The organism is Streptomyces chilikensis, assembly GCF_001642695.1.
Lineage (GTDB): Bacteria > Actinomycetota > Actinomycetes > Streptomycetales > Streptomycetaceae > Streptomyces > Streptomyces chilikensis.
Genome location: NZ_LWCC02000005.1, coordinates 3,164,930 through 3,176,994, shown reverse-complemented (window position 1 = coordinate 3,176,994; position 12,065 = coordinate 3,164,930). Strand labels below are relative to the sequence as shown.

6 protein-coding genes and 2 pseudogenes are annotated in these 12,065 nt (G+C 77.2%); all 8 read left to right on the top strand.

Annotated elements, in window-relative coordinates; all coding sequences use genetic code 11:
- Nucleotides 1–1,035 (top strand): glutamate ABC transporter substrate-binding protein (locus tag A2U95_RS14130; protein ID WP_206282882.1); only part of this gene is annotated, 1,035 nt, incomplete at its 5' end.
- A gap of 93 nt (nucleotides 1,036–1,128) precedes the next feature.
- Nucleotides 1,129–2,457 carry a hypothetical protein gene (locus tag A2U95_RS14125; protein ID WP_166022486.1) on the top strand — a complete coding sequence of 443 codons (1,329 nt, stop codon included), beginning with the start codon at nucleotides 1,129–1,131 and terminating at the stop codon, nucleotides 2,455–2,457.
- 37 nt (nucleotides 2,458–2,494) lie between these two features.
- Nucleotides 2,495–5,210: pseudogene (locus A2U95_RS14120) on the top strand (serine/threonine-protein kinase).
- 11 nt (nucleotides 5,211–5,221) lie between these two features.
- The gene (locus tag A2U95_RS14115) at nucleotides 5,222–6,451 is read left to right on the top strand and encodes a PP2C family protein-serine/threonine phosphatase (RefSeq protein ID WP_166022484.1); all 1,230 of its coding nucleotides are present in this window, start codon (nucleotides 5,222–5,224) and stop codon (nucleotides 6,449–6,451) included.
- 46 nt (nucleotides 6,452–6,497) lie between these two features.
- Nucleotides 6,498–7,859 (top strand): vWA domain-containing protein, encoded by a 1,362-nt coding sequence (locus A2U95_RS14110; RefSeq protein ID WP_166022482.1) that lies wholly within the window; start codon nucleotides 6,498–6,500, stop codon nucleotides 7,857–7,859.
- Between the two features lie 49 nt (nucleotides 7,860–7,908).
- Nucleotides 7,909–9,576, top strand: a complete 1,668-nt coding sequence (locus A2U95_RS14105) for an FHA domain-containing protein (RefSeq protein ID WP_166022480.1) — start codon at nucleotides 7,909–7,911, stop codon at nucleotides 9,574–9,576.
- Nucleotides 9,577–9,659: 83 nt separating this feature from the next.
- Entirely contained in the window at nucleotides 9,660–10,070 is a 411-nt protein-coding gene (locus A2U95_RS14100) for a globin (RefSeq protein WP_166022478.1), read from the top strand.
- 157 nt (nucleotides 10,071–10,227) lie between these two features.
- Nucleotides 10,228–12,065 (top strand): annotated as a pseudogene (locus tag A2U95_RS14095) (ABC transporter permease); the annotation flags it as partial.

Genomic DNA, 12,065 nt, shown 5'->3' with positions numbered 1-12,065 from the left:
GGTCGCGGCCGGCGCGTCGCGGGAGTCCTGGCCGGGCTCTGCGCCCTGGCCGCCGGCGGCGCCCTGCTCCTGCCGCAGGAGCGGCAGGACGCCGGCCGGGACGCGGACGCCGGGCCGGCGGGCACGCGCTCCACGGCCGCGAACGGCCGTCACGCCGCCGACGACACCGACGACACCGACGACGCCTGCGAGCGCCCGGAGGCGCGGAGCCCCGCCCCGTCGGAGGACGAGGGCGGAGAAACGGTCCAGGAGATCAAGGAACGCGGCCACCTGCGGGTCGGCGTCGACCAGAACAGCTACGGCTGGGGCTACCGCGACCCCAACGGCGGCAGCCGGCAGGTGGAGCTGTCCGGCTTCGACATCGACCTGGCCAAGCGGATCGCCGACGAGATCCTGGGCCCGCGCGGCCCCGGCCAGGAGCCCAACATCCGCTTCCACGCCATCCCCACCAACCAGCGCGTCCCCGCCGTGCGCGAGGGCCGGGTCGACATGGTGGTCCGCACCATGACCATCAGCTGCGAGCGGCTGGAGGAGGTCTCCTTCTCCGCGCCCTACTTCACCACCGGCCAGCAGGTCCTCGCCCCCGCGCGCTCCGACGTCCGGGGCTACGACCGGTCCCTGGCGGGCAAGAAGATCTGCACCGCGGCCAGTTCCACGGCCCACCTCCGGCTCAGGAAGGACAAGGAGGAGGGCGCGGCGGCCGTCGCCGGCGCCGACATCGGCACCACCGTGCCCAACCAGCTGGACTGCCTGGTGCGGCTCCAGCTCGGCGAGGTCGACGCGGTGGTCACCGACAGCGCCCTGGCCGCCAGCCAGGCCGCGCAGGACCCGTCGGTGGCGCTGAAGGGCGAGGAGTTCACCGAGGAGTACTACGGCGTGGCGATGGCGAAGGAGGCCGACGACCTGGTCCGCCGGGTCAACGCCGTCCTGCGCGACTACGTCTCGGACGGGGGCTGGAAGCGGGCGTACGACCGGTGGCTGGAGCCCACCATGAAGAAGCCGGCCGACCCGCCGCCGGCCGTCTACCGCGACTGACCCCCGCCCGCCATGGGCAGGGTCTGACCGGCGTGGCCGACGGAGTCCGCGCCGACCGACCGCACGCACCGACTGCGCACTGAGAGGTGATCGATGGGCGACACGGGACACGCCTTGGGTCCGGTGATGGACCGGGACGAGGTGGACCGTGCGCTGGCGCGGCTCGGCGCGGAGCACGAGGCGATAGAGTCCTCGCTCCTCGCGCTGCAGGACCACGCGGGGCGCAGACTCCTCGAAGGGGCCGAGCTGACCGGCGCCACCCAGGAGCGGTGGGCGGAGGCGGACGCCTCGATCACCCTGCTGTGGACGTACTTCGAGGCCTGGACGGACACCCTGCGCGCCGCCCGGGAGCTGCGGGCCCGCCGCCGCTGGAGCGGGCGCGAGGACCTGGTGGCGCTCACCGGGCTGCTGCGCGGCCCGAGCGTGACGGTGGCCGGGGCCGCCGCAGCGGGGGGCGGCGCGGCGGCCGGCACCGCCGCCGTCCGGCTCGGCCGCCGCTACACCCTGTCCGCGCTGGTCGACCGGATGAACGCGCTGTACGCCTCGGCGCTGGACACGGTGGTGGCGGCCGACGCGGTCTGGTCGGCGCTGCCCGCCCGGATCGACATGCTCTCCGCCGAGCTGCGCCGCACCCGGGAGCTGGCCCGTTCGGTGGGGGTGCGGCCGGGCGAGCACCCGGCCGGTGACGACCTGGAGCGGATCACCCGGGCCCTGACCCGGCTGCGCGAGCGGGTGGTCCGCGACCCGCTGTCCTTCTGGACGCCCGCGGAGGGGAGTTCGGCGCCCGGCGCGGGCCGCCCCGACACCACGGCGTACGACCGCCACGCGCGGGAACTGGAGGATGTGCGACGCGAGGTGGAGGCGGTGCTGACGGTCCGGCAGGACGCCGAGTCCCGGCTGCTGAGGCTGCGGGACGTGCTGAGCCGCGCCGACCGCACGCTGGCCGAGGCGCGCCTGGCGCGCGGCGAGGTGCTGGCGAAGATCGCGGCCACCGAGGTGCCCGCGGTGGGCGGGCCGCCCACGGTGCTCCAGGAACGGCTGTCGACGGCGGCGGAGTACCGGCGGCAGGGGCTGTGGCACCGGCTGTCACCGCTCCTGGATGAGCTGGAACGCAAGGCGGAGGAGGAACTGGTGCGCGCCCGCGAGTCGCTGGCCGCGGTCACGGCGCCGCTGGCGATCCGCGCCGAGCTGCGCGGCCGGCTGGACGCCTACCGGGCGAAGGTGTCCCGCAACGGGCTGGCGGAGGACCCGCTGCTGGTCGAGCGGTACGACATCGCCCGCCGGATGCTGTGGAGCGCGCCCTGCGACCTGCGGGTGGCCGAGCAGGCGGTCCTCCGCTACCAGCGGGCCGCGGCCGAACTGCTGCGGCCCGTCATGCCCACCCAGGAGGGGGCGGGACGGCCGGAGGGGGCGCAGGCGTGAACGCCGACGGAGGGGGAGCCGTGCGGAGGGACGGGGCGTGAGCGAGGCGAAGTGCCAGCGGCCGGAGTGCGGGGGCGCGTACGAGGACGTCGGCGGCGGTGAGCTGTACTGCGACCACTGCGGACTGGCCCCGGTGGTGTCGCCGGACGGCATGGTGGGCGCGGCGCCCACCGGGATCACCGGCCGGCCGCCGGGGAGCGCGCCCTCGACCGGGTCGGCCGGCACGTCCGGCGCCGGCGGTCCGGCCGGCCGCGGCGGTCCGGCGGGACCGGGGTCGTCCTCCCGCTCGTCGGCGCGGTCGTCGTCGCGGTCCCGGCGCTCGGTCTCCGGCCGGCTGTCGGGGACGCTGAGCGGGGAGGCGACGGTCGGCGCCCTGTCGGTGCGCAGCTCCGGCGAGCGGACGGGCGGCTCGCACCGCGGGCGGCTGGGCGCGGGCCTGGTCGACGTGCCGGCGGTGCCGCGGCCCGACCCGCGGGCCATGGTGCTGGACGACCCGCGGGTGCCCGAGCGCAAGCGGTTCTGCTCCCGCTCGGACTGCGGCGCGCCGGTGGGCCGGGCCCGCGGCGACCGCCCGGGCCGCACCGAGGGGTTCTGCACCAAGTGCGGCCACCCCTACTCCTTCGTGCCCAAGCTGCGCGCCGGGGACGTGGTGCACGGGCAGTACGAGGTGGCGGGCTGCCTGGCGCACGGCGGGCTGGGCTGGATCTACCTGGCGGTGGACCGCGCGGTCTCCGACCGGTGGGTCGTGCTCAAGGGCCTGCTGGACACCGGCGACCAGGACGCGATGGCCGCCGCCATCTCCGAACGGCGGTTCCTGGCCGAGATCGAGCACGCCAACATCGTCCGGATCTACAACTTCGTCGAGCACCTGGACCAGCGGACCGGCTCCATGGACGGCTACATCGTCATGGAGTACGTCGGCGGGAAGTCACTGAAGGACATCGCCAACGCCCGCCGCACCCCTGACGGCCGGCGCGATCCGCTGCCGGTGGAGCAGGCCTGCGCGTACGGCATCGAGGCGCTGGAGGCGCTGGGCCACCTGCACAGCCGCAACCTGCTGTACTGCGACTTCAAGGCCGACAACGCGATACAGACCGAGGACCAGCTCAAGCTCATCGACATGGGCGCGGTCCGCCGGGCGGACGACTACGAGTCGGCCGTCTACGGCACGGTCGGCTACCAGGCGCCCGAGGTCGCCACGCTCGGCCCGTCGGTCGCCTCCGACCTGTACACGGTGGCGCGCACCCTGGCGGTGCTCTCCTTCGACTTCCACGGCTACACCACGGTGTTCGCGGACTCGCTGCCCGACCCTGACCGGATCGAGGTGTTCCGGCGGTACGAGTCGTTCTACCGGCTGCTGGTGCGGGCCACCGACCCGGACCCGGCGCGCCGGTTCTCCTCGGCGCAGGAGATGGCGGAGCAGCTCACCGGCGTGCTGCGCGAGGTGGTGTCGCTGCGGACCGGCCGCCCGCGGCCCGCGCTGTCCACCCTGTTCGGCCCCGAACTGCGGGTGACGGACACGCAGTTGTTCGGCGACGCGGATCCGGAGGTCTCGCGCCTGGGCGCCCGGCGGAGCCCCCCGGGCAGGCTGTTCGCCCGGCGCCGCGCGGGGGCCGGGTCCCCGGCGGCCGCGGGCGGGGTCCCGGCCCCCGCGGCGGACGGCGCCACCGGGCGGGGTCCCGGCCCCCGCGGCGGACGGCGCCACGGCCGCCGTGCCCGCCCCGCCGTCGCCGCCGTTCTTCCCCGCCCAGCGCGGCGCCGTCGCGGCGCCCCCGCCGGGCGTCCCGCTCCCTCCGCCGGTGTCACCCGGACCGGTGAAACCGGCGGACGCCGCGGCCACCGCGCTGGCCCTGCCGGTGCCCCTGGTGGACCCCGGCGACCCCAACGCCGGTTTCCTCGCCTCGCTGATGACCGCGGCGCCCCAGGAGCTGATCGCGGCACTGGCCGCGGTGCCCTCCCGTTCGCCCGAGTCACGTCTGCGGCTGGTCCGGGCGCGGCTGGAGGCGGGCGAGGCGGCGGCCGCCGTGGAGGAGCTGCTGGACCTGGCGGCGGAGGACCCCGACGACTGGCGGGTGGTCTGGTACCGGGGCGTGACGTCGCTGGTCACCGGCGAGTACGTGGCCTCGGCGCTGGCCTTCGACGCGCTGTACGACGCCTTCCCGGGCGAGCCGGCGCCGAAGCTCGCGCTGGGTCTGTGCGCCGAGGTGCTGGGGCAGTCGGACAACGCCGCCGAGTACTACCGCCTGGTGTGGGCGACCGACCCGAGCTACGTCGGCGCGGCCTTCGGGCTGGCCCGGGTGCAGCTCGCCGCGGGGGACCGGGAGGCCGCGGTCACCACCCTGGAGTCGGTGCCGGAGGCCTCCATCCACTACACCGCGGCCCGGGTCGCCGCCGTCCGGGCCCGCCTGCGGGGGCGTACCGTGGTGGGCGCCGACACGCGGTTCCTCGACGATCTGACCGCCGCCGCCGCGCAGGTGGAGGCGCTGGGCGGATACGGCCTGGACGCGGTGCGGCGCGAGCGGCTGTCCGCGGAGGTGCTGGGCCGCGCGCTCGACTGGGTACTCTCCGGAGGCCGGGGCTCCGCACCGGTGCTCTCCGGGCGCGGGGTGCTCGGCGAAGTACTGGACGAGCGGGGACTCCGCCTCGGCCTGGAACGTTCGTACCGCACGCTGGCCCGTCTCGCGGACGGCGGCGAGGAGAGGATCGACCTGGTGGAACGCGCCAACCGTTACCGTCCCCGGACGTGGGTGTAGTGGTGCCGCCGATGACTGCCGACACCCACCGCCTGTCCGCCTGCCCGGGCTGCGCCGAGCCGGTCGAGCCGGCCGATCTCTACTGCGGGGCCTGTGGCCTGAACCTTGCGTCGGCCGCGGTGCCGGAGGCCGACACGCCGACGGTCGCCCTGCGGACGCGCGACGACGCGCCGCCGGCGGCCGCCGCGCCCGGACGCACCGGGGCGCGGTCCTCCGCGGACGGCGGGGCGGAGCCCACGACGGACGGCTACGTCCTCCAGCCGCCCGCCCCGCGCGCGGCGGACCCGCGGGCCTCCGTGGCGGCTCCCGCCGCGCCGCGGGGCGCCGACGGCCAGGCCTGTGTGGCGTGCCGGGCCGGCCGGGTGGACGGTGACGGTTACTGCGAGAACTGCGGCCACGCCCAGCCGCGGGAACGGGACCACATGGAACAGGAGTCGGGGCCCGTCGCCGCGGTCAGCGACCGCGGCCTGCGCCACCACCGCAACGAGGACGCGTTCGCCCTGGCGACCGCCTCCCTCCCGGACGGCACGCCGGTCTCGGTGGCCGTGGTCTGCGACGGGGTCTCCTCCGCGACCCGCCCCGACGAGGCGTCCGCGGCCGCCTCCCGCACGGCGGCCGACACGCTCCGCGAGGCGCTGCCGCGCGGCACCCACCCGCAGACCGCGATGCACGAGGCGATCCTGGCCGCCGCCCGCGCGGTCGACGCGCTGGCCGGCGAGCCCGCCGGGGCGCGCGAGCACGCCGCGCAGCAGAACGCGCCGGCCTGCACCCTGGTCTCCGCGGTGGTCGCCGACGGACTGCTGGTCGTCGGCTGGGTCGGCGACAGCCGCGCCTACTGGGTGCCCGACGACCGCTCCGCGCCGGCGCGGCTCACCGAGGACGACTCCTGGGCCGCGCAGATGGTCGCGGCCGGGCTGATGAGCGAGGCGCAGGCGTACGCCGACGAGCGCGCCCACGCGATCACCGGCTGGCTGGGCGCCGACGCCTACGAACTGGAGCCGCACACCGCCTCGTTCAAGCCGGACCGGCCCGGCGTGGTGGTGGTCTGCACGGACGGGCTGTGGAACTACGCCGAGGCCGCGGAGCAGATGGCGGAGATCCTCCCGGCCGACGCGGCGGCCCGCCCGCTGCACAGCGCCCGGGTCCTGGTCGGTCACGCCCTGGACGGAGGGGGCCACGACAACGTAACAGTGGCGCTGGTGCCGTTCCCGGGTCCCGGCACGGGGGCAGGATCCGGCTGAGGCGCGCCCGGCCGAGGGAGCCGGGGGCGCGAGGGGGGACGAACGCATGGCGATTCTCTCGAAACCCGACGTGCCGCGTTTCTCCGTGGACGTCCACCAGAACGCGTTCCTGCCCGAGGGCGCCGGCGAGGTGCACGCCGTGGTGACCGTCACGGCGACCGGCGGCGGCGCACCGCGCGACGGGGTCGCCGCGCCCCGCCCGCCCGGGCGCGGCGGCGGGCCGGACGCCGCCGTGGCGATCATGGTGGACTGCTCCGGTTCCATGGACCACCCGCCGGCCAAGATGCGCGGCGCCCGGGAGGCGACCGCCGCGGCGATCGGCACCGTCCGCGACGGGGTGCGGTTCGCGGTGATCGGCGGCACCCACCTCGCCCAGGAGGTCTATCCGGGCGCCGGGCGGCTCGCCGTCGCCGGCCCGGGGACCCGGGAACAGGCCAGGCAGGCGCTGCGCCGGCTGACCGCGGGGGGCGGCACCGCCATCGGTTCCTGGCTGCGGCTGGCGGACCGCCTGCTGTGGTCGCAGGACGTGGCGATCCGGCACGGCATCCTGCTGACCGACGGCCGCAACGAGCACGAGTCGCCCGAGCGGCTGGCGTCCGCCCTGGAGCACTGCGCCGGGCGGTTCACCTGTGACGCGCGGGGCGTGGGCACCGACTGGGAGGTCGGGGAGGTCACCGCGATCGCCTCCGCGCTCCTGGGCACCGCGGACATCGTGGCCGACCCGCGGGAGCTGGCCGCCGACTTCACCGCGATGATGGAGACGGCGATGGGCAAGGGCGTCGCCGGCGTGGCGCTGCGCCTGTGGACCCCGGCCGGGGCGCGGGTCCGCTTCGTCAAGCAGGTCGCGCCCTCCGTCGAGGACCTGACCGGCCGCCGCCGCGAGGCCGGGGCGCGGACCGGGGACTACCCGACCGGGTCATGGGGCGACGAGTCCCGGGACTACCACGTCTGTGTGGAGGTGCCGCCCGCCGGGGTCGGCCGGGAGATGCTCGCCGCCCGCGTCTCGCCGGTGGTTCCCCGGCCCGACGGCTCCGCCGACGGCCTGGGCGCGCAGGGGCTGGTCCGCGCGGTGTGGACCGACGACCTGGCCGCCTCGACGTCGATCGATCCGCAGGTCGCGCACTACACGGGGCAGGCGGAACTCGCCGAGGCCGTCAAGCGGGGACTGGAGGCCCGCAAGGCGGGTGACGTGGACGGGGCGACGGCCAGACTCGGCCGGGCGGTGCGGCTCGCCCGGCTGTCGGGAAACGCCGATACGGCGAAACTCCTTTCGAAGGTGGTGGACGTGATCGACGAGGCGACAGGTACTGTGCGACTGAAGACGAAGGTCGCGGAAGCCGACGAGATGACCCTCGAGACCCGGTCCACCAAGACGGTCCGTGTGAAGAGGCGACCGCACGAGCAGTGAGCGAGCCGGCCCGCCGAGCGGCCGGAAAGGGAGAGGGGGAAGCGCCGACATGCCGACCTGCCCGAACGGACACCAGTCGGGTTCCGACGACTGGTGCGAGGTCTGCGGTCACCGCATGGCCGGTGCCGTGCCCCCGCCGCCCCCGCCGCCCGGCGGCTACGGCTTCCCGCCGCCGCCCGGAGGGGCCGACGGCCAGGGCGGCCGTCCCGCGGAGCTCTGCCCGCAGTGCCGCACGCCCCGCGAGGGGCTCGCGCCGTTCTGCGAGGAGTGCCGGTGGAACTTCCTGACCAACACGGCGACCTCCTACACGCCGCCGCCCCCGTCGTACGGCGGACCCGGCGGTCCGGGGGGCCCGGGCGGTCCGCCGCCTCCGCCCGGGGGGCGGTCGTACCCGCCCGACCCGTCGGAGTACCAGCCTTCGCGGCCCTCCCAGCTGAACCGTCCCGCCGAGCCGCTGGGCGGGGGGCAGAGCGGTGCGCCGGCCTCCTTCCAGCAGGAGCGGCCCGGGGCGGGCGGTCCTCGGCCGGCCATCTTCGAGAGCGGCCGCGGTCCGGCCGGGCCCTCGGGCGACGACTGGACGCTGCCGCCGCCGTCGCCGGGCGGTCCCGGCGGCCCCGCCGGTCCCGGCAACCCCTTCGGGCCGGGGCCGGGCGGACCCGGCGGCCCGGGCGGTCCCGGTCATCACGGCGGTCCTGGTGGTCCCGGCGGTCCCGACGGCCGCGGCATGCCCGGCGGCCCGTTCGGCCCGGGTGGCCACGGCGGCCCGACCGGACCCGACGGCCCCGGTGCGCCCGGCGGTCCCTTCGGCCCCGGCGGCCCGGGGGGACCTGGGGGCCCCGACGGTCACGGCGGCCCCGGTGGATCCGGTGGTCCCGACGGCCGCGGCATGCCCGGCGGCCCGTTCGGCCCAGGGGGCCACGGCGGCCCCGGTGGGCCCGGCGGCCCGGACGGCCCCGGTGGACCCGGCGGTCCCTTCGGACCCGGTGGTCCGGGTGGGCCCGGTGGACCCGGTGGCCCGGGTGGACCCTTCGGCCCCGGTGGTCACGGCGGTCCTGGCGGACCCGGCGGCCCGGACGGCCCCGGGGCGCCCGGCGGCCCGTTCGGTCCCGGCGGCCCGGGTGAGCGCGGCGCGGCGTTCGGCGGACCCGGCGCCGGTCCGGGCACGCACCCCGGCCCCCCGCCGTGGCCCGGCGCGCCCGGTCAGCCCGGCCCCTCCCACGGTCCCGGCCCGGGGCACCCCGGTCAGCCGGGGCAGCCCGGCCAGGGTCCCGGCGGCGGTTACGGCTACCCGCAGCCCGGTCAGCCGCACCGGGCGACCTGGACGGCGACCGTCGGCCCGGACCGCGCGTACTTCATGGCGATGATGCAGCGCTCCGGTCCCGAGGCCGCGGGGCTCAACCTGCCCGCGTACTCGCCGGAGCAGCAGCGGACCCTCACCGGCCCGCAGGTCACCATCGGCCGTCGCCGGCACTCCACCGGCGACACCCCGGACATCGACCTGGCGGTGCCGCCGGAGGACCCCGGCGTCTCCCACCAGCACGCGGTGCTGGTGGAGCAGCCGGACGGGAGCTGGGCGGTCATCGACCAGAACTCCACCAACGGCACCACGGTGAACGGCGCCGAGGAACCGATCCAGCCGTTCGTCCCCGTCCCCCTGCGGGACGGGGACCGCGTGCACGTCGGCGCCTGGACGACGATCACCATCCGCCGCGGCTGACGCGGCGGGCACCCGGTCCTCGGGGCTTCCGGCCCGTCCACGGGCCTTGAGGACCGGGTACCCCCGTCTGAGACGATGGAGGGGTGAAAGAGATTCGGCGCGGCACACTGCAGACGGAGACCTTCTACGAGCAGGTCGGCGGCGAGGAGACCTTCACGCGCCTCGTCCGCCGCTTCTACGAGGGGGTCGCGGAGGACCCGGAGCTCCGGGCCATGTATCCGGAGGAGGACCTGGGTCCGGCCGAGGAGCGGTTGCGTCTCTTCCTGATCCAGTACTGGGGCGGACCCACGACCTACAGCGAGCAGCGCGGCCACCCGCGGCTGCGCATGCGGCACGCCCCGTTCACGGTGGACCGCGCGGCGCACGACGCCTGGCTGCGGCACATGCGGGCCGCCGTCGACGACCTCGGCCTGTCCGAGGAGCACGAGCACACGCTGTGGAGCTACCTCACCTACGCGGCGGCCTCCATGGTCAACTCCGCCGACCCGGAGTGACGCGGAGCCGGGTCACGATCGCGTCTCACCCTTGATCGAACGGCTGTGCTCCGGTGCGCCGTTCTGACACGATCGCCCCAGTTGCCAGGAGCACGGCCCGCCGACGCACCTGACTCCCGGCACGGACATCCGGGGAGCGGGCAGCGGGGGGCGACGCGTGACGGGACTCGTGACGGCACGGATCCGCGCGCACCGCGCGCTGCTGGCGGCCGCCTTCCTCACCGTGCTGCTGACCACCTCGGTCCTGGCCGCCCTCACCGCCTACGCGGGCGCCCTCGGCGACGCCTCGCTGCGTCACGCGCTCGGCGACCCGGCCGCCGCCGCGGAGAACTCGCTGCTGGTCCGCGCGGACATCGGGCGCGAGGGGCAGGCCGCCGCGGACGCCGCCGTCCGCCGGGCGGCCGCCGAGACGTTCGACGGACTGCCGGCCACCGTGCGCCCGCTGATCCGTTCCGGTTCCTACGCGCTGCCCGGCGGGCGGGACGGTGACGGCGGGAGGTCCGGCGGGCACACGGCGGGCGGCCCCGACCTCACCCACTTCGCGGCCCTGGACCCGGCGGAGGTCCTCTTCACCGCGGGCCGTCCGCCCGCCGCGGGCGCCCCTGCCGGGTCCGCCCCGGTCGAGACCGCGCTGGCCGAGAACGCCGCCGCCGCGCTGGACCTCTCCCCCGGCGACCGGTTCACCCTCACCGACCGTCTCGGCGGCCCGTCGGTGCCGGTCGTGATCACCGGCCTGTTCCGGCCGCGTGATCCCGGCGCCCCGTACTGGCGCCTGGACGAGCTGGGCGGGCGGGGCGCGGCCACCGTCGACTTCACCACCTACGGCCCGCTGCTCACCGACCCGGCGGTGCTCACCTCGGAGCGGGTGAGCACCGGCCCGTCGTCCTGGCTGGTGTCGGCCGACTTCGCCTCGCTGACCGCGGACCGGCTGGACGCCCTGCGGACGGCCTCCCGCGACGGCGCGGCCGCCCTCACCCGGTCGGGCGCGCTGGGACAGCCGGAGGGGATGGGCGGGACGACCGCGAGCGCCGTCACGGGCCTGCCGGCGGCGCTGGACCGGATCGAGCGGTCCCTCGAGGTCTCCCGGTCGACGCTGCTGACCGTGGCCGCCCAGCTCGCCGTCCCGGCGGGCTGCGCCCTGCTGCTGACGGCCCGCCTGCTGACCGCGGAGCGGTCCGGGGAGACCCGGCTGCTGCTGGCCCGCGGCGCCTCCCGGCGCCGTCCGGCCGCGCTGGCGGGGGCGGAGTCGCTGCTGCTGACGCTGCCCGCCGCGCTCCTTGCCCCGGCGCTCGCCGCTCCGCTGACCGCGCTGATGGGCGGTCAGGGCGACCTGGCCCGCATCGGGCTGCGCCCGGACACCTCCCTGGCCGCTCTGGCGGGCCGCCCGGACGTGTGGCTCGCCTCCGCCGTCACCGCCCTGGCCTGCGCCGCGGCGATGACGCTGCCCGCGCTGACCGGTGCGGCGGCGGCCGGCGGCCGCGCCCGCGCGCTGCCCGCTCCGCTGCGGGCCGGCGGCGACCTGGCGCTGGTCGCGCTGGCCGTGGTGGCCTACCTCCAGCTGCGCCGGCGGTCCGACGACGCCTTCGGGGCCGGACTCGATCCGCTGCTGATCACCGCACCGGCCATGGCGTTGCTGGCGGGCACGGTGCTCACGCTGCGGCTGCTGCCGCCGCTGGCCCGGCTCGCCGAACGGCTGGCGGCGCGCGGACGCGGTCCGGTCACCGCGCTGGCCGCCTGGCAGATCGCCCGCCGCCCGGGCCGGGCGGCGGCACCCGTGCTGCTGCTGGCCCCGGCCGTGGCGCTGGGCATGCTGGCGATCGGGCAGCACGCCTCCTCCCAGCGGTCCCAGGACGACCGTGCCGACTTCCGGGCGGGCACGCAGATCCGGGTGACCGCCCCGTCCGCCGCCGCGCCGGGCACCGCGGAGGCGCTCGCGGGCGTCGAGGGGGTGCGGTCGGTCGCCCCGGCGGCCCGCGGCGCATTGCCGATGTCCGG

Coding starts and splice junctions, on each gene's coding strand:
- A2U95_RS14125 (WP_166022486.1), top strand. CDS start 1,129: ATGGGCGACACGGGACACGCCTTGGGTCCGGTGATGGACCGGGACGAG.
- A2U95_RS14115 (WP_166022484.1), top strand. CDS start 5,222: ATGACTGCCGACACCCACCGCCTGTCCGCCTGCCCGGGCTGCGCCGAG.
- A2U95_RS14110 (WP_166022482.1), top strand. CDS start 6,498: ATGGCGATTCTCTCGAAACCCGACGTGCCGCGTTTCTCCGTGGACGTC.
- A2U95_RS14105 (WP_166022480.1), top strand. CDS start 7,909: ATGCCGACCTGCCCGAACGGACACCAGTCGGGTTCCGACGACTGGTGC.